Source organism: Peribacillus sp. YIM B13472, from assembly GCF_042788005.1.
GTDB lineage: Bacteria > Bacillota > Bacilli > Bacillales > DSM-1321 > Peribacillus > Peribacillus simplex_E.
In genome coordinates, this window is record NZ_JBHZPG010000012.1 from 90695 (window position 1) to 109476 (window position 18782).

The following is an 18782-nucleotide window of genomic DNA, read 5'->3' on the forward strand; positions in this document are numbered from 1 at the left end:
AATAAAACAAACGCAAATAAAGATAAACGGGGGTAAAACAAAATGGTTAATAATTTATGGAATGATAAAGAAGCGTCAAAAGTAACATCTGGAGTAGAAGAACTGGTATATCGGTCTAATTTAATCGGTACAGATCGAGCCGTCTGCAACTGGGGCGGGGGCAATACATCCATGAAAACAATGGAAAAGGATTTTCGTGGCCGGGAAATTGAAGTCATGTGGGTAAAAGGAAGCGGTTCCGACCTTGCTACAATGAAAGCGGGCAATTTCACAGGTTTGAATCTAGCGGATATTCACCCTTTAATCGAGCGTGATGCAATGCCTGATAAAGATATGGTTGAATATTTGTCACACTGCATGATCGACAGTAAGCATCCACGTATGTCGATTGAAACTTTACTTCATGCCTTCCTTCCCTTTAAACATGTTGACCACACACATCCAGATGCAATTATTAGTCTTTGCTGTGCAGACAATGGAAAAGAAGTCGCCAATGAAATTTTCGGTGATCGTTTTGTCTGGGTACCATATGAGCGCCCTGGCTTCACTTTGTCTAAAATGATCGCAAAAGGTGTGAAAAATAACCCGCAAGCCGAGCTTGTTTTAATGGAAAAACACGGATTGGTTACTTGGGGTGAAACATCGAAAGAAGCCTATGAAAAAACCATTTCGATCATAACGGAAGCAGAAGAGTTTATTAAAAGCCGCCAGCATGAAGAAGCTGCATTTGGTGGACAGGCATTTGACTCTTTACCTGAAGCAGAGCGCAAAAAGGTACTTGCTTCGATTATGCCGGTTATCCGCGGTGCTGTGGGCGAGGAGAAAAAAATGCTTTTAACCTTTGACGATGCAGATGATGTCCTGCAATTTTTGAATAGCAAAAATGCGGCAGCCTTATCACAAGTCGGTGCCGCTTGCCCGGATCACCTTGTACATACAAAAATGAAGCCGCTTTTCATTAACTGGGATCCTCAAAATGAACGGACTGAATCCTTGGTGGAAAAAGTTAAAACGGGTATTCAACAATATAAGGAAGAATATAAGCAATACTTCGAGCGCAATAAAAACGAAGGCGATGTGATGTTTGAGGCGGCACCACGAGTTATTTTGATTCCCGGTGTCGGAATGGTCAACACAGGCAGAAACGTAGCCATGGCTAACGTGAGTGGAGCACTTTACCATCGAGCGATTGCGGTTATGAAAGGGGCAACAGCACTTGGCGAGTTCGTATCTCTCAGTGAAAATGAGTCATATAACGTTGAATACTGGCCACTTGAGCTTTATAAATTGTCTCTTTCGCCGGCAGAAGCGGAGTTCTCACGCAAAGTAGCCTTTATTACAGGCGGTGCGGGCGGTATTGGCAGCGCAACAGCACGGCGTTTAGTTTCTGAAGGTGCCCATGTAGTTCTAGCTGATTTAAATATTGAAGGTGCTGAAAAAGTTGCGGATGAAATCAATAAAGAATACGGAGAGATACGTGCTGCAGCTTTTAAAATGGATGTTACCAGTGAAGAGGAGGTACAGGATGCCTTTGAGAAATCAGCTCTTACATTTGGGGGAATTGATATTATCGTCAACAATGCCGGCCTTGCCACATCCAGCCCGTTTGATGAAACAACCTTAAAAGAATGGAACCTAAACATGAATGTACTGGGGACAGGCTATTTCCTTGTAGCACGTGAAGCTTTTAAGCAAATGAAACAACAGGGAACAGGAGGAAATATGGTATTTGTGGGATCGAAAAACTCTGTTTACGCTGGAAAAAATGCTTCTGCTTACAGTTCAGTCAAAGCACTTGAAACACATCTAGCACGATGCATTGCAGTGGAAGGCGGGGATTTCGGAATCCGTGTTAATTCTGTTTTGCCAGACGCCGTATTACAAGGATCTTCCATTTGGGGATCGGGTTGGCGTCAAGAGCGTGCCGCTGCATACGGAATAGAACCAGACCAGCTTGAAGATCATTACAAAAAACGTACGACATTGCTAGTAAACATATTCCCGGAAGACATTGCTGAGTCCATAGCGTTTTTCGCTTCATCAAAAGCAGACAAAACAACGGGTTGCATGGTCACTGTAGACGGCGGTGTACCTGGAGCTTTTAATCGCTGAATAGGTTTTGCCTGTTTTCTTGGATTTTGTTGCTTTAAGTGGAGGGTTTGTCATAGGTGGAATCAATCTATCCAAAAATAATAGATTAAGTATGTACTGCCCATTATGATAAGTGAAGAATATGTGAAAAGGTAGTAGGAATCATGGTGTAATCAATTCAATCCGTTAAAAGGATGGGACGATATGACAATTAAAGAACAGTACGAAACAGCGAAACAAGCGTATGCGAATTGGGGAATTGATGTTGATGCGGCACTCGAGACACTGAAAAAAGTGCCCATTTCGATTCATTGCTGGCAGGGTGATGATATTGGTGGATTTGAAGTGAACAAAAGTGAATTATCTGGCGGTATTGATATAACGGGAAATTATCCAGGAAAAGCCACTACGCCGGAAGAGCTGCGCATGGATCTTAAAAAAGCGCTATCTCTTATTCCGGGGAAACATCGGGTCAATTTGCATGCCATTTATGCGGAAACAAATGGAGAAGCAGTCGAACGCGATCAGCTTGAGCCAAAGCACTTCGAAAACTGGTTGAATTGGGCTAAAGAAAACGGTCTTGGTTTGGATTTTAACCCGACACTATTTTCCCATGAAAAAGCAGCAGACGGCTTGACACTTTCTCATCCAAATGAAGAAATTCGTGAATTCTGGATTGATCATTGCATCGCCAGCCGAAAAATCGGAGAGTACTTTGGCCGTGAACTAGGCAATCCCTGCTTAACAAATATATGGATTCCAGACGGCTACAAAGATATTCCAAGCGACCGTTTGACACCGAGAAAGAGATTAAAAGAATCCCTTGATCGAATTTTTACAGCAGAAGTGGATGAAACATGTAATTGGGATGCTGTGGAAAGTAAAGTATTCGGTATTGGCTCCGAGTCATATGTCGTAGGATCGCATGAATTCTACCTTGGCTACGCACTGAAAAATAACAAGATTTGCTTAGTGGATACAGGTCATTATCATCCGACTGAAACTGTATCGAACAAAATTTCTTCGATGCTATTATACAGTGATAAACTAGCACTTCATGTTTCGCGCCCGGTTCGATGGGACAGTGACCACGTCGTAATTTTAGACGATGAGCTTCGTGAAATTGCGCTTGAAATTGTTCGCAATGATGCATTAAACCAGGTGATCATTGGTCTTGATTTCTTTGATGCCAGCATCAACCGTGTTGCTGCCTGGACGATTGGTACGCGTAATATGATTAAGGCCCTCTTATATGCCTTACTTGTACCGAACGATCATTTGAAAGAACTGCAAGAAAAAGGCGATTTTACTGAGCGACTGGCATTAATGGAGGAATTTAAAACCTATCCATTTGGTGCAATTTGGGATTATTATTGTGAAAAAATGAATGTGCCGGTAAAGGAAAGATGGCTGACGCAAGTGAAAGAATATGAACGTGATGTTTTAGCAAAGCGTTAAAATAACAGGTTGTCCTGAATCCGCAAACCGATGTGTGACTATTTCCGCTAAATTAATATGGGGTCTATCGATTCTTCCCGAGTGAATGGTCTGGAATTACCGAAATATAACGAAGAAGTGGAGAAAAAGTAAAAAAGTTTTTGTTTAAATTAGAAAATTAATATAGTTAAAAAGGAAAACTTATTAGAAAGGTAATTCCTTTATAAAATATACCTATAACGATCTATGACACAGGTCTTTCTATGGGTATATTTTTTTTGATTGCACGTTAATAAATAGACATGAAAGCTAGTCAATTTGTGTTAAATCCGGAATGAGAGTCTCGTGCACCAAATTGATTTAATCAGTTGAAAATTAGACTGAGGATTGAGGAGGAATCGTTAAAGTAACTTTTTCTAAAAGGGGAGGATTTGGATTGAAGGTATCAATCTACAGTTTAAGATAATAAAAGCACTATGAAAAAAGGATATAGAAAATGTAATGACGTAGACTGCTTTGTAATTTTCCAATACAACTAAAAATGAAACACTATGAGCAAGTGAAACTATATAAAAATATTATTTGAATTTTAAAAATGTTTGTGAAATTTAAATTGACAAACCTTTCAAAAACAGTAAAAATCAATAATAAAAAGAAAAAAATGATGGGGTTCAAATGTACAATAGAGATATTTTTAATAGTATAACCCTAATTGCTTTACTAAAATAGGAAACCTTTATATACTTTCAGGTTTCCCTATAATTTATTGTCCAGCCATGTCCTTCTCTGTTATGTTCAACTACTAACTTACACAAAAAGCGAGATGGAAACTGGAAAAATCGTATTTTAGCATCAAGAGTGAGCGCCTTTCTCATTCTCTTCTATATGTCCCTGTAAAATCCATCATTTATGAAACCGTTTTCTTAGAAAGAAGCAGCGGTGAATGTAACCGGATGAGAAAAGCACTTCTTAAGTCATGCCTTATTACAATATCCATGATACGTGCTAATGTTTAGAATTTAAGAAAGAAGGTAGCTAATCATGTTAAGGATGCCCATCTTTTTTATTTTGTTTTTATTTATACTAAGCGGCTGTGATCATTCTGCAGAATACGAGATTATTTACAATGATGAAGAAAGTATCGACGTCAATACAAAACCTGTCGAGAATAAAAAAGATTCGTATACGATAGCTGTTATACCTAAAATTGACGGAATACCTTATTTTAAAGCGGTAGAGGAGGGGGCGTTGGAGGCGGGAAAAGACTTAGGTGTTAAGGTCATATATACAGGCCCACCTACCCCCAGCTCTGAAAAGCAGGAAGAGATTATAACAAAATTAATTGAAAAAAAAGTGGACGTAATTGCGGTATCTGCAAATGATCCATATAAATTAGGTAGGGTGCTGAAAAAAGCAAAGCTTAAAGGAATCAAGGTGATCACCTGGGATTCTGATACTAATGCATCATACAGAAGCTTTTTTGTGAACATGATAGATCCTGAGATAATTGGCAGGCATGTAATGGATACTCTCGCTATTGAAATGGAAGAAAAAGGGGAGTTTGCGATTATGACGGGATCTCCTACCGCTGCCAATCTTAATACATGGATTGATTGGATTCAAATCCAACAAAAAGAATATTATCCAACTATGAAACTAGTTGAAGTGGAATATACAAACGAAGATATTCATAAAGCGTATAAGGTAACACAAAATTTATTTAAAAAATACCCGGACCTAAAAGGAATTATTGGTATTTCAACGGTCAATCCTCCTGCTGCGGCTCAGGCTGTGAAAGATGCAGGGAAAATCGGCAAGGTTGCCGTAGTCGGTACATCGACTCCTAATTTAATGAATGAGTATTTACAGGAAGGGGCTGCCCAGAACATTACGTTATGGAGTCCACAAAAGTTAGGTTACTTGACTGTTAGCCTAGCAAAAAACTTATTGAATGATGAATTTCCGTATGAAGGACAGAACATTAAGAACATAGGTAGGATTAAATTCAACGGTGATATGGTCATTATGGGAGAGCCCATCGATTTTAAAAAGGGAAATGTGAACCAGTATGATTTTTAAAGGAAAAAAGCCGATCCAGATAAAAAACTTGCGTTTAACGACAAAACTAGTTACAACCTATACATTATTAACGGTTCTACCTATGGCCTTCCTTGGGTTCATTGCATACTGGCAATACACAAAATCAATAGAAGAAGAAGTAGGCGAATATATTCCCCGTCTTGTCAAACAGGTTAATGGCAACATTGAAAATGACATTCAAAAACTAGAGACCTTACCTGATTTAATTTATAATTCCGGTGATGTTATGGCTATTTTAAGAGACAGCCAATCAAAAAAAAAATCGATTTTGCTACACGATGAATATATCATGAAGAGTTATTTGACAAGAACCTATTTAAATAACAATTCATCTCATATTTTGGGGGCGTTTCTTGTTTCCAAGAATCGTACATTTGCAAGTACAAGTCTGCATTATGACAGTTTTGGTTTTGAAGATGGTTCCTTGCCATATGCAGATGACCTAGGATTGCTAGGCGAGATGCAGTTGCTCCTTCCTAATCAGACTAATTTAACGTTTGAAGGGGATCCCTCCTATTTTATGCTGGTCAAAACAATTACTGATTTCGATAATAGAAAAAATTTAGGAACGCTCTATATAGCCATCGATGTAGCCTTTTTTGAGCAATCACTTCAGGATTTGCAAAAGGAAGAGAATGTTACGATGTGGATCATGAATAAGCAGGGGAAGATAATTTATCATAAGGATCATTCAAAAATTGGTACAGTGGAAAAAGGGATACATGATTACCCATTACTGAATGGTAGTTTTCGTACAGAAATCGATGGAAAACGGAATTTAATCAGTATAAGTGAATCAAATGAGCTGCCATGGGTACTCGTTCATAGCATGCCTATCAAAAACATGACAGAAAAAACGGATGTTATCCGAAATGTGACAATTTTCGTTTTTATCCTTTTTACACTCATTACTACATTGATCTCTATCTTTTTTGCCTGGACCGTTACACGTCCACTAAACGAATTAGGAGATATAATGAAGCGGGTGGAAAAAGGTGATTTATTAGTAGAAATACCTATACATTCCAAGGATGAAGTCGGGATGCTCGCGAACAGTTTTCGATCAATGCTTGCAGAGATAAGAGAGCTGATTCATAAAAACTACCACATTGAACTGCGAAAAAAAACAGCTGAATTATACGCCCTTCAATCTCAAATAAATCCTCACTTTATGTATAATACGCTGGAAACCATAGGCATGGCTGTGGAAGAAGGAGAGAGCGATGAAGTCGTGAAGATGGTGACTTTGCTTGGTAGAATGATGCGCTTTTCAATCAGTAATAAAGAAAGCTTGGTTCCTATAAACAGTGAGGTTCAGCACATTGAAGATTATTTAAGCATCCAACAATTCCGTTTTGAAGATCGTTTGCATTTTATGATAGAAAAAGGAGCAGATGTTGTTAATTATTATATACCCAAGTTTGTTTTACAGCCAATCGTTGAAAATTCCATTAAATATGGATTGGAAAAAAGAAAGGAAATAGACATTCAAATACATATTTCTGAAGAGGAAACTCAGACAGGTGAGGAATATCTTTTGCTGATAGTCAGTGATAACGGACCAGGGATGACAGAAAGCAAATTAATTGAATTAAATGAAAAGTTACGTTTAGATCCAATGATGAAACGGGACTCTGGCTTTGGGATTATCAATGTAAATGCAAGAATTGGCATGATGTTCGGGGAACAATATAATCTTCAAATTAATAGCGAATACGGAAAGGGAACGAGTGTGATTATTCGACTTCCCAAAATAAATGCCCAACAAGTAACCATGTATGTTCAAGGAGAGGAGAAGAACAGAGATGATACAAAGGGTCAGGACGGTCATTGTAGATGATGAACCAAGGATAAGAAGAGGCATAGAAAGACTAGTACAATCTTGTGGGGAAGAGTGGCATGTTGTAGGTGTTTACTCCGATGGTCAAGAGGCATACGATGCAATTATCAATCAAGTAGAAGAAGTTGATGTATTAATAACAGATGTACAAATGCCTGTCATGGACGGGTTAACGTTAATTCAACATTTGAAAAAAACTAAACCAAGGCTATTTCCATTCATTATAAGCGGGTATGATGATTTTCTCTATGTACAGACTGCCCTAAGGGAAGGAGCTGTCGATTATATATTGAAACCGATTGATCGAGAAAAGTTTAAACTGCAGTTGAAGACTGTGCAGGAAAAAGTAATTGAGGCACGAAAGGAAAGGGAAAAGATAGGAGAAATAGAAGAAAGAGCCTTGATATTAACCCATGAAAAGCAGCTTCAATTGCTGATGGAAATTACGTGGAAAGATGCAATGGACTTATCATTACTTGAATGGACGCGGCAATTTCCAGAAGGAACCTATTCCCTGATCCATATTGGAATCGATCATACATCTGCCAAAACCCAAAGTTTTTCACCAGAAGATTGGGGTAGATGGAATGATGTAATAAAAAAAATTATAACAGACTTACTAGATGTTCATTCAACGCATTGGATGTGGAAAGATAGTCTACATGCCAGTTGGTTATTGATTAAGGATACTACCCCTACAGCTTTGGAGCAATTGTGTATAACATTAAAAACAACTGTCCAACGGCAAACCCCTTTTACGGTTTCCATTGCCCTTGGGAATGAGTTTAATGACCTTACCCTTTTAGTAAATATTAAAGATGAATTACGATCTACCTTGCAATATCGAATGATACAAGGAGGCAATAAAATTTTCAGAACTGAAATGCTTAAGCATGTATCATATAATAAAGTGATTGAAGTGCCGCCATCCATCTATAAATGGGCAGAAGAGACAGTGGAGGCGATGGAGCATGGTGAAGAAGCTGCCATTCGTTCTCTCAGGCAATTTTTTAACGAACTGAAAGATGTCACGTCCCCTTTCGTAATACAAGAATCGGTTCGCTATTTGTCTATTAGAATTATTAATAAATGGATTAAAAGTGATGGTTTTAAAGAGCTTCCGCTTTTACTTGAGGAAGCATTTAGCATTGCCGAGGATTCTTCACATTTTAATCATTTAAAAAAGGAGACGGAGCGCTGGGTCATGAATATGTTAAAAAAGCAAGCAGCATTTCAAAATGACCAAACAGATCCCATACGCCAGGCAAAAGAATGGATTCTAAAACATATAGGCGATAACATCACAATAAAAAAAATCGCCAATCATGTCCATTTAAATTCAACCTATTTTTGTGAGTATTTTAAAAATCAGACAGGTGAAACCGTGCTTGACTATGTAACCAATGAACGGTTAAAAGTGGCGAAGGAATTATTAAGTCATACAGATTTAAAGATTTACGATATCGCTTCAAAAGTAGGCTATCAAGATACCAAATATTTTAGTCGGCTGTTTAAGCAATGGACAGGACAACTTCCGTCTCAATATCGAGATACTCATGAGTTTTTTGTGAAAAAGTAGAAGCTTCCATTCCGGAGCTTTTTTTTTATGTCTACATTGAAAATGTCCCGAAGAAAATCCCCCCTACCCGAATTTTATCACCTACCAGCTTATGCGAATTCCCTTTATAGTGAAAGTATCAGAAAAGAAAGCGCTTCCTTTACGAAGAAAACGCTTTCTTGATAAAAGACGAAATGGAACGGGAGTGTTTATATGACCTTAATTGGACCCTCACTTATGTGTGCAGATATGGGGAATTTACAAGAATCAGTAATGAGATTAGACCGTGCAGGTGTTGATTTCTTTCATCTAGATATAATGGATGGATCGTTTGTTCCTAATTTTACAATGGGCCCGGATCTAATTAAACGCATTAGGCAATTCTCGGATAAACCATTTGATGTTCACTTAATGGTTGAAAGACCGGAAGACCATTTAGATCTTTTCATTCAGTCGGGGGCAGATATGATTTCCATTCATGCAGAGGCAACTGCCCATTTACAGAGATCACTACAAAAGCTGAAGAATGATGGGATTAAGGCAGGGGTAGCCTTAAATCCATCAACCCCCATCACAGAGCTTGAACATGTATTGGATGTAGTCGATTATGTAACGGTGATGACGGTGAATCCTGGTTTTGCCGGGCAGTCCTTTGTACCGCTAATGTATAAGAAAATAAAAAAGATAAAAGAATTAATTCAATCGGAAGGCTACCAAATTGATATACAGGTAGATGGAAACATTGGGTTCGAAACCATTCCGGGTGTATTGAAAAATGGAGCCGACATGTTGGTTTGCGGGACGTCCTGTTTATTTAAAAACGATGTATTACTGGAAGATGCCGTTGGCCAACTCCGGGCATTCTTAGAGCAAATGAAAATGAAAAACGAGGGTTGTGCATGAAAGGGGTTGTAGTGGTAGGGAGTATTAATATGGATATTGTCGCAGTCACTAATCTGTATCCAGCGCATGGGGAAACGATTTTCGGAGAAAATATGAAACTATTAAGTGGTGGAAAAGGCGCAAATCAAGCAACGACGTGCGCTAAACTTGGAAAACCAGTAAAGCTAATCGGTGCGGTTGGCGACGACGCATTCGGGCATGAAATAGAACGTTCTCTTCTCCAAAATAACGTGAACATATCCTCCTTGAAACATATTGCAGAACATCCAACTGGATGCGCAGTCATTACAGTGGATGCTACAGCAGAAAACACCATGCTTGTCATTAAAGGGGCCAATGAATATTTGACAAGAAGTGATATTGACATTTGTTTTTCTACCATCAGTGATGACTATGCTGTTTTACTTGTACAGATGGAAATTCCTAATGAGGCTGTTCTACAAGCCATGAAAAGGGCTAAAGAAAAAAATATGTTTATTATCCTGGACCCTGCTCCGGCAGAAGGGGTAACGACTGAAGCACTGACGTATGCCAATTTGATTACGCCGAATTGGCAGGAAACAAAAGTGTTGACTGGGATCGACGTCAACTCGAAGGAAAGTGCATGCAAAGCGGGTGTTTTCTTTGAGAATCATTTTGGCGTGGAGAATAGCATTATTAAGTTGGGCCATAAAGGAGCATTGGTTTATCAAAACGGTGAAACAAACTTTATCGAGCCCATTGCTGTAAAAGCTGTTGATACAGTGGGGGCAGGAGACTCGTTCGCAGGAGCCCTTGCTTGTGCCATTGCAGATGGGGAGACGATCGAATCAGCAGCCGAGTTTGCTTCAATTGTAGCGGCAATGAAGGTAACGAAAATGGGGGCCCAAGATGGTGTGCCGAGGCTAGCAGAAGTGGAACATTTTTGTGAAACCAATAACATTAATTATTATGGTAAAAAACAAAAGTTGAATCAAATTTATGACTGATTAAGGTTGGAAAGGAGAGAAACATGTCTGATTTCTTATTGCAAATGACGAATGTCAGTAAAACCTTCCCAGGTGTAAAAGCACTGGATAGCGTTCAGCTTGAAGTGAAAAAAGGAGAAGTTCATGCGTTAATAGGTGAGAATGGTGCCGGTAAATCAACGCTCATTAAAATATTAGCTGGCATTTATCGACCGGACCCAGGCGCCAAGTTTTACTTTGAAGGAAAAGAAGCCGAAATTCAAAAACCGATTGATGCTACGCTAAAAGGCATTTCAATCATTTATCAGGATTTAAGTTTATTTTCAAACCTATCTGTAGCTGAAAATATCTATATTGGCCGGGATAGTGACAAAAAACCATGGAAAAAGATTAGATGGAAGGAGATGGAGGATACAGCAAAACGGGCACTTAAAGAACTAGAATTTGAGATTGATGTTCATACACCCGTTGAAAAATTAAGCATTGCTCAACAGCAGCTGATTGAAATCGCCAGAGCCCTCGCTTTTGATTCCAAGTTGATTGTAATGGACGAACCGACTTCATCCCTATCCGCAGGGGAAGTTGAAAAGCTTTATAAAGTTATACAAAAATTAAAGGGTCGCGGAATTTCCATAATCTTTGTCAGCCACAAGTTAAAAGAGTTATTTACTGTTTCCGATCGATTTACAATATTGCGAGATGGGAAATATGTAGGCACTTATGAAAATGAAGAACTTGATGAAGATAAATTAATCACACTAATGGTGGGACGTCAGATTTTATATAACAAGAATATGGTTAAAGGAAAAACAGGAAAAACTCTTTTGGAACTGAATGGTTTATCAAAAGAAGGTAACTTTAAAGATATTTCCTTTGAATTGAAAGCTGGAGAAGTCCTTGGGATTACAGGACTTGTCGGATCAGGAAGAACAGAGCTTGCACAGGCGATATTCGGGGTCAACAGGCCCTACGATGGAAGTATGAAAATAAATGGGGTTTCTACTAAAATCAAGTCTTCTGAACATGCTGTAAAGCAAGGGATTGCATATATTCCAGAAAGCAGAAAAACGCAAGGACTCATCCTTCGCCAGTCCATAATCAATAATATTTCATTACCTGTTTTGAAACAATTGAGAAATAAATTCAAATTGATTAAGCGAAAGGAAGAAGTTAAGCTGGCTGATCATTATATGAAAACGCTAGATGTTAGACCCGCTTTGCCTAAAAGGGCAGCTGGTGACCTGTCAGGCGGAAATCAACAGAAAGTCGTGATCGGCAAGTGGCTTTCTACTAAACCACAAATCCTAATTATTGACGAACCGACGAATGGGATTGATATTGGGGCGAAGTCAGAAATTCATAAGTTAATGAGGGAACTGGCAGCTGAAGGAATGGGCATTATTGTGATTTCTTCAGAGCTTCCAGAAGTACTTGCTGTCAGTGATCGGATTTTGGTCATGAGACATGGAAGAATAGTCGGAGAGCTTGGTATAGAAGAAGCGACACAGGAAAATATCATGAATTATGCTCTGCTTGGTTCTCAATCTCCTTCCAAAAAAGGGCTTCCGCTAAAAGAGGAGGTACGTGCATGAACGCCATTTTGAAGTCGAAGGAAATCAGCATCGCAATGATTGTTTTGCTTCTATGTATTACATTGACATTCTTAAGCCCGTATTTTTTAACTGTAGACAATTTGCTGGATGTACTAAAAGGGAATGCTGTACTTGGAATTCTGGCGGTGGGTATGACACTTGTAATCATCACTGGCGGGATTGACGTATCGGTGGCCGCTGTTACAAGCGCTGTCTGTGTCATCGTTGGAAAAGTAATGATGCTCATGCCTGACCATCCCATCTCTATACTATTACTCTTTTTGATTGGGCCATTTCTTGGGGTTTGTTTAGGTGCACTGAATGGACTGCTTGTTGCAAAGGTTCAGATTCCAGCTATTGTCGTGACACTTGGAATGATGAGTATCATTAATGGGCTCGTGTTGTACATTACGAATGGACAGTATTTGAACAGCAGCAGTTTTCCAACCGTATTCATCAAGTTTGCTAGTTTTGAGATGTTTGGTATATCTATCATCATTCTAATTTTTATCGCCGTAGCACTGTTTACTTGGTATATTTTGAAATACACATTAATCGGTCGCGAAGTATTGGCGATTGGCGGTAATAAAGATTCAGCCATTCGGGTTGGGATAAATTTTGACAAAGTTCAAATATTTGTTTTCTCCTATATGGGGTTTCTTGCAGGAATAGCAGCCATTGCTCAAACAGCATATACAAAGGCTGTGGATCCTAATGGAATGCTTGGTCTGGAGCTGATGGTCATAGCAGCCGTTGTTTTGGGCGGTGCGAACATCATGGGGGGGCGCGGTACCATTTTGGGAACGGTTTTGGGCGTTCTTCTGCTAGGCATTGTACAAAATGGACTTATCTTGGCAAAAATTGATACCTTCTGGCAAAAAGTATTCACTGGATTGATTATATTACTGGCTGTGTCATACGACCACATTCAATATAAGCGCTCAAAAGATAAGTTAGCGAAAATTGAAGTGGAAGCGTAAGAAAGAGGTGAAAAAATGAAACGGCTTTCAATATCAAAAGAAAATACTTTAGGTGTAATTACAGCAGGCTTGTTTGTGTTAATGAGTTTTTCAATACCTGGATTCTTTTCTTCAAATAATTTAACCAATATGATGTTCCAGCTCCCGGAGTTTGGTTTAATCGCATTAGCAATGATGGTGGTGATTGTAACTGGAGGGATTGACCTATCGATTACGTATACAGCTGCCTTGTCTGGCGTGACAATCGCACTTATGGCAAGCAGCGGATACCCAATGCTAGGCGCAATCTTAATCGGTGTTTTAGTCGGGCTGAGCTGCGGATTGATTAACGGCGTACTCATCTCAAAAATCGGTGTTTCGCCAATACTGGTAACACTCGGAACGATGGTGCTTTTTGAAGGTTTGATCTTAAGCATTACGAAAGGAAATTCAATTTCAGGATTCAGTGAGGGTTATAGCTTAATTGGAAACGGCTACTATATGGGGATCGTTCCTCTTTCCATCATTATTTTTGTACTATTTGCAATAATAACAGCTATATTGCTGTCAAAAACCAAATGGGGCAGAAGTGTTTATATGGTGGGTAGCAATCCGATCGCCACATTATTTTCAGGTGTAAATAATAGCAAGGTATTAATGAGGGTTTACTTATATGCGGCACTTCTTGCCACAATTGCTTCTATTATTATGACATCCCGTTATAATACTGCAAAAGTGGATCTGGGATCTTCTTATTTATTACAAAGTGTAGCGGCAGCCGTGCTTGGCGGAACTGAAATTCAAGGTGGTTATGGCAAAGTTATCGGCACTGTTTACGCAGTGGTCATTTTCCAAATGTTATCAAGTGGATTGAACTTAATGGGTGTACCACGATCGATCGTAACTGTAATGATGGGGGTTATTTTAATCACGGTATTGGTCATAAACTTCGTGAAAACGAAATTAGACGAAAAAAGTCAAAAGAAATTTCCTTCAAACTCTGTAGCGTAATTTACATGACCATGTAATCTCTGAAAATACTTTAGTGAAAAATTAGAAAAATTGTAAGGGGGATCATTATGAAGAAAATGACGGGGATATTGGCAACAGCTATTTTAGCTGGGGGACTGTTAGCAGGCTGTGTATCACAAGAAGGAGCATCGGGGAACAGTGAAAAAGAAACAAGTGGCGGAGATGGTAATGAGAAGTTGAAAATTGCCGTAGTTCCAAAATTAATGGGGATACCATATTTCAATGCTTCTGAAAAAGGAGCGATTCAAGCAGGTAAAGATCTTGGTGTGGAAACCATTTACACAGGACCTACGGAACCGGATGCTGCACAGCAAGTAAAAGTCATTGAAGACTTAATTAGTCAAGATGTGGATGTAATCGCAGTAGCACCAAATGACGCTGCATCACTCTCACCAGTCCTTCAAAAGGCGAAGGATGAAGGAATAATTGTAATGGATTGGGATACACCAGCTGATCAATCCCTTGTAGAATTATCCGTCCACCAAATAGACGATGAAGCATACGGTCGCCATATTGCTAAATCCCTCGTAAAACAAATGGGTATTGAAAAAGGGCAAATCGCTATATTAACTGGAGGGCTTTCAGCTGCAAACTTAAACACCTGGATTGATGCAGCAAAAAAAGAACTGGAAGAGAATTATCCAGGTATTGAATTAGTATCGGATAAAATCGCGACAGATGAAAAACAACAGGTGGCATACCAAAAAACACTGGATTTAATAAAATCAAATCCTGAATTAAAAGGAATCATGGCTTTTTCTACTCCGGCACCTCTTGGGGCAGCCCAAGCTGTTCAGGAAAAAGGACTGCAAGATGATATAACAGTTGTTGGAACTGCTCTACCGAAAGACTCTTCACCATATTTAAATGATGGATCTCTAGATGTAGCCATTCTTTGGGAGCCAGACAAACTAGGTTATTTAACAGTTGCCCTCGCCAAACGTCTAGCTGAAGGGGAGAAACCAGAAGATGGTTTGAAAGTTGAAAATGTAGGTGAAATTGACGTGTGGGAGGATGGAAAAACAATCATCATGGGACCACCGACAGATTTTACGAAAGACAATGCAGCTGATTTTAATTTTTAAGGTTAGATAGACCGAAAAGTCCCCTCTCAACTATCTAGAGGGGCCTTTTTATTAAATATCATTGCGTGACTTGCATGTTAGGAGATGATGAAGGGATGAATGAGAGATATACAATCGGAATTGATTTTGGCACTGAATCAGGAAGAGTGCTGCTAGTAGATATAGAGAACGGAAATGAAATGGCTACACATGTTGCACCTTATCGTCATGGAGTATTGTCTAATAGGCTTCCAGACGGATGTAAACTTGAAAAAGATTGGGCTCTCCAGCATCCAGGTGATTATTTAGACGTTTTATACACTTCTGTTCCTGAAGTGATTCGGTTAAGCGGAGTAGATGCGAATGATGTGATAGGCATTGGAATCGATTTTACCTCATGTACCATTTTGCCTGTTGATAAGAAAGGAAATCCCCTTTGTTTTGATGAGAAATGGAAAAGGGACCCTCACAGTTGGGTCAAATTATGGAAGCATCATGCCGCACAAAAAGAAGCGGATGATATTACACGCATTGCACAGGCAACGAATCAACCATTCCTGCAACGATATGGCGGGAAAATTTCTTCTGAATGGATGTTCCCTAAGATTTTACAAGTGTTACGTGAATCACCTGATATCTATGAAGAAACGGATCTATTTATGGAAGCCGGAGATTGGATTACCTTCCGTCTGACGAATGAGCTGGTACGCAGCAGTAATATGAGCGGTTATAAAGCATTTTGGGATAAAAAAGATGGATATCCGGACCCTGCTTTTTTAGCGGCTATTGATGAACGTCTTCTGGATATACTGGATACAAAAATGCGTGGTGAAGTATTACCCATCGCTGGACGGTCGGGTGGTTTAACAGAAGGGATGGCTAAGAAGATGGGGTTGAAATCTGGTACGGCTGTTTCTGTATCCATAATCGATGCCCATGCAGGTGTTCCAGCTGTAGGAGCTGTCCATCCAGGCCAATTTGTGATGACGATGGGAACCTCTACTTGCCACATGTTAATTTCTGAGAAAAAACAAACAGTAGAAGGTATTTGTGGAGTAGTGGAGGATGGAATAATTCCCGGATCATTCAGTTATGAAACGGGACAGGTGGCTGTTGGCGATTCGTTTGCATGGTATATTGAGCAAACTGCTCCTGAGTATGTAAAGAAAGAAGCTGAGCAAGAAGGTGTCAATCTACATAGCTTACTGGAAAAAAAGGCTTCTTGCTTAAGGCCTGGTCAATCTGGGTTAGTGGCGTTAGATTGGTGGAATGGCAACCGAACAGTCCTTGTAGATGCGAACTTGTCAGGTGTGATAGCAGGGATTACTCTTTCTACGAAGCCGGAAGAAATATACCGTGCACTTTTAGAATCAACAGCTTTTGGAACAAGGAAAATCCTTGAAACCTTTGAGAATGACGGTATAGAGATAAACGATTTGTTTGCCTGTGGCGGATTACCTCAAAAAAATAAACTGTTAATGCAGATATATGCCGATATTTTAAATCGTGAAATTAAAATCGCGGATGGGGAACAAGTTGTTGCATTGGGAGCAGCCATATACGCTGCCACGGCTGCCGGCCGTATAAATGGTGGGTATGATTCCATAGAGGAGGCATCCTCTAAGATGGCAAAAGTAAAAGAAGATACTTTTATACCGGTTAAAGAAAATGTAAGTATTTATCAACAACTGTATGCTTATTATTTAGAACTGCATGACTTCTTTGGCCGAGATCATATTTCCATAATGCATGGTTTAAAGAAATTGAGGAGTGTGGACTAATGATACATATTGCGGTGGATATTGGTGCTTCAAGTGGCCGGCTGGTCTTAGGGAAAATGGAGAACGGGAAATTAGTAATTGAAGAAATCCATCGATTTGCGAATGGTTTCACCACCCAAAATGAAACCTGTTTTTGGGATATTGATCATTTATTGAATGAAATCTTAAAGGGGTTAGAATCAGCAAAAAAGCTTGGATACGACCACTGTACACTTGGAATTGATACGTGGGGAACGGATTACGTATTGTTGGATGATAATGGACACAGAGTGCAAGAAGTTATCTCTTATCGTGATAAGCGCACCGAAAATACAATCGAAAAGGTCACAAGAACACTACCTAAAGAAATCATTTATCAAATAACTGGGATTCAATTCTTATCATTTAACACGTTATACCAATTGTACGAAGAAGATATAAAGAACCTGAAAGTCACTAGGAATGTCATGACTGTGCCAGATTATTTAGGTTACTGCCTAACGGGGAAAAAGGTCACAGAAGTTACAAGTGCTTCTTCGATGCAATTATTGAATGTAAACACGAAGAAGTTTGATGAAGAGTTACTAAACCTGATTGCATTGTCAAAAGATCAATTCCCGCCTTTTGCTAATCCGGGAGAACGATTAGGGAAACTGATGAAAGAACGTTTTTCTACTTTTGATCTTCCCAATACAGAAGTGATTATCGTTGCTTCACATGATACTGCTTCCGCCATAGTCGGTTCACCTGGTAATGGAGAGAAATGGGCCTATATTAGTAGCGGAACGTGGTCGTTGCTTGGGATTGAAAGCGATAAACCGATAGTGAATGAGTTAGCCCTTAAAAACAATTATACAAATGAATGGGGTGCATACGGAACCTACCGCTTTCTGAAAAATATCATTGGTATGTGGGTTATTCAAGAGGTCAGAAGACATTTAAAGGAAGACTATAACTTCGAGCAGTTTGTATATGAGGCAGAGAAAATAAAGGTGTGCAGGCAGTTCATCAACTTTAATGATAAACGATTTTTAAATCCAGAAAATATGATTCAAGAAATTCAGCAGTATTGTCGGGAGACGAATCAGGAGATTCCACATACAGTGGGCGAATTAGCGAACTGTATATTTACAAATATGTCTATTATTTATGCGATGTCCATTCGGCAAATAGAAGAGATAACCGGGAAAAGAATCGAGCAACTTCATATTGTCGGAGGAGGGGCGAAAAATGAATTCGTTAATCAACTTACGGCAGACCTTAGCGGGAAAACCATATACGCTGGACCAACAGAGGCTACGGCGATTGGGAATATACTAGTACAAATGATTTCAGGCAATGAAATAAGCGATTTACAAACGGCACGTCAGTTAATAGAACACTCGTTCTTTATAAAAAAATATGAGCCAAAAGAAAAAATTGAATCATCATCCCTGATTGAAAAATTCAAACAAGCAATTTCCATGAAAGAAGAATGTAAATAATAGGAGTGATAAAGT

Annotated in this window: 13 protein-coding genes; all 13 read left to right on the forward strand. The window is 39.3% G+C overall.

Going from position 1 to position 18782, the window contains the following annotated elements; translation table 11 throughout:
- Window positions 1-42: 42 nt before the first annotated feature.
- A complete protein-coding gene (locus tag ACFX4I_RS11980) occupies window positions 43-2112 on the forward strand; it encodes a bifunctional aldolase/short-chain dehydrogenase (protein ID WP_377420817.1) in 2070 nt (689 codons plus the stop codon).
- Window positions 2113-2295: 183 nt separating this feature from the next.
- Window positions 2296-3549, forward strand: a complete 1254-nt coding sequence (gene rhaA, locus ACFX4I_RS11985) for an L-rhamnose isomerase (RefSeq protein WP_283932912.1) — start codon at window positions 2296-2298, stop codon at window positions 3547-3549.
- A 1020-nt stretch (window positions 3550-4569) separates the two neighbouring features.
- Window positions 4570-5607, forward strand: coding sequence for an autoinducer 2 ABC transporter substrate-binding protein (locus tag ACFX4I_RS11990; RefSeq protein ID WP_377420819.1), 1038 nt, complete (start codon window positions 4570-4572; stop codon window positions 5605-5607).
- Window positions 5597-7468 (forward strand): cache domain-containing sensor histidine kinase, encoded by a 1872-nt coding sequence (locus ACFX4I_RS11995; RefSeq protein WP_377420821.1) that lies wholly within the window; start codon window positions 5597-5599, stop codon window positions 7466-7468. The genes ACFX4I_RS11990 and ACFX4I_RS11995 overlap by 11 nt, the downstream gene beginning before the upstream one ends.
- Window positions 7434-9047 (forward strand): response regulator, encoded by a 1614-nt coding sequence (locus ACFX4I_RS12000; RefSeq protein WP_377420823.1) that lies wholly within the window; start codon window positions 7434-7436, stop codon window positions 9045-9047. The genes ACFX4I_RS11995 and ACFX4I_RS12000 overlap by 35 nt, the downstream gene beginning before the upstream one ends.
- 192 nt (window positions 9048-9239) lie before the next feature.
- Window positions 9240-9929, forward strand: a complete 690-nt coding sequence (rpe, locus tag ACFX4I_RS12005) for a ribulose-phosphate 3-epimerase (protein ID WP_048677821.1) — start codon at window positions 9240-9242, stop codon at window positions 9927-9929.
- The gene (gene rbsK / locus ACFX4I_RS12010) at window positions 9926-10897 is read left to right on the forward strand and encodes a ribokinase (protein ID WP_377420825.1); all 972 of its coding nucleotides are present in this window, start codon (window positions 9926-9928) and stop codon (window positions 10895-10897) included. The genes rpe and rbsK overlap by 4 nt, the downstream gene beginning before the upstream one ends.
- A 23-nt stretch (window positions 10898-10920) precedes the next feature.
- Window positions 10921-12468, forward strand: coding sequence for a sugar ABC transporter ATP-binding protein (locus tag ACFX4I_RS12015; protein ID WP_377420827.1), 1548 nt, complete (start codon window positions 10921-10923; stop codon window positions 12466-12468).
- Window positions 12465-13448, forward strand: coding sequence for an ABC transporter permease (locus tag ACFX4I_RS12020; RefSeq protein WP_098186552.1), 984 nt, complete (start codon window positions 12465-12467; stop codon window positions 13446-13448). Before ACFX4I_RS12015 ends, ACFX4I_RS12020 begins: the two co-directional genes overlap by 4 nt.
- Before the next feature lie 15 nt (window positions 13449-13463).
- Entirely contained in the window at window positions 13464-14438 is a 975-nt protein-coding gene (locus tag ACFX4I_RS12025; protein WP_377420829.1) for an ABC transporter permease, read from the forward strand.
- A 68-nt stretch (window positions 14439-14506) separates the two neighbouring features.
- Window positions 14507-15544: an autoinducer 2 ABC transporter substrate-binding protein gene (locus tag ACFX4I_RS12030; protein ID WP_283932918.1), complete on the forward strand. Its 1038-nt coding sequence runs from the start codon at window positions 14507-14509 to the stop codon at window positions 15542-15544.
- Between the two features lie 95 nt (window positions 15545-15639).
- Window positions 15640-17304, forward strand: coding sequence for a ribulokinase (locus ACFX4I_RS12035; RefSeq protein WP_377420831.1), 1665 nt, complete (start codon window positions 15640-15642; stop codon window positions 17302-17304).
- On the forward strand, window positions 17304-18767 hold the full coding sequence (gene rhaB, locus ACFX4I_RS12040) for a rhamnulokinase (RefSeq protein ID WP_377420833.1): 1464 nt from the start codon (window positions 17304-17306) through the stop codon (window positions 18765-18767). The genes ACFX4I_RS12035 and rhaB overlap by 1 nt, the downstream gene beginning before the upstream one ends.
- Window positions 18768-18782 lie beyond the last annotated feature (15 nt).

What these genes read in the sequence shown, in the direction of transcription:
- rhaA (WP_283932912.1), top strand. Translation starts at nt 2,296, where the DNA reads ATGACAATTAAAGAACAGTACGAAACAGCGAAACAAGCGTATGCGAAT.
- ACFX4I_RS12015 (WP_377420827.1), top strand. Translation starts at nt 10,921, where the DNA reads ATGTCTGATTTCTTATTGCAAATGACGAATGTCAGTAAAACCTTCCCA.
- rbsK (WP_377420825.1), top strand. Translation starts at nt 9,926, where the DNA reads ATGAAAGGGGTTGTAGTGGTAGGGAGTATTAATATGGATATTGTCGCA.
- ACFX4I_RS12025 (WP_377420829.1), top strand. Translation starts at nt 13,464, where the DNA reads ATGAAACGGCTTTCAATATCAAAAGAAAATACTTTAGGTGTAATTACA.
- ACFX4I_RS12020 (WP_098186552.1), top strand. Translation starts at nt 12,465, where the DNA reads ATGAACGCCATTTTGAAGTCGAAGGAAATCAGCATCGCAATGATTGTT.
- ACFX4I_RS11980 (WP_377420817.1), top strand. Translation starts at nt 43, where the DNA reads ATGGTTAATAATTTATGGAATGATAAAGAAGCGTCAAAAGTAACATCT.
- ACFX4I_RS11990 (WP_377420819.1), top strand. Translation starts at nt 4,570, where the DNA reads ATGTTAAGGATGCCCATCTTTTTTATTTTGTTTTTATTTATACTAAGC.
- ACFX4I_RS11995 (WP_377420821.1), top strand. Translation starts at nt 5,597, where the DNA reads ATGATTTTTAAAGGAAAAAAGCCGATCCAGATAAAAAACTTGCGTTTA.
- rhaB (WP_377420833.1), top strand. Translation starts at nt 17,304, where the DNA reads ATGATACATATTGCGGTGGATATTGGTGCTTCAAGTGGCCGGCTGGTC.
- ACFX4I_RS12000 (WP_377420823.1), top strand. Translation starts at nt 7,434, where the DNA reads ATGATACAAAGGGTCAGGACGGTCATTGTAGATGATGAACCAAGGATA.
- ACFX4I_RS12030 (WP_283932918.1), top strand. Translation starts at nt 14,507, where the DNA reads ATGAAGAAAATGACGGGGATATTGGCAACAGCTATTTTAGCTGGGGGA.
- ACFX4I_RS12035 (WP_377420831.1), top strand. Translation starts at nt 15,640, where the DNA reads ATGAATGAGAGATATACAATCGGAATTGATTTTGGCACTGAATCAGGA.
- rpe (WP_048677821.1), top strand. Translation starts at nt 9,240, where the DNA reads ATGACCTTAATTGGACCCTCACTTATGTGTGCAGATATGGGGAATTTA.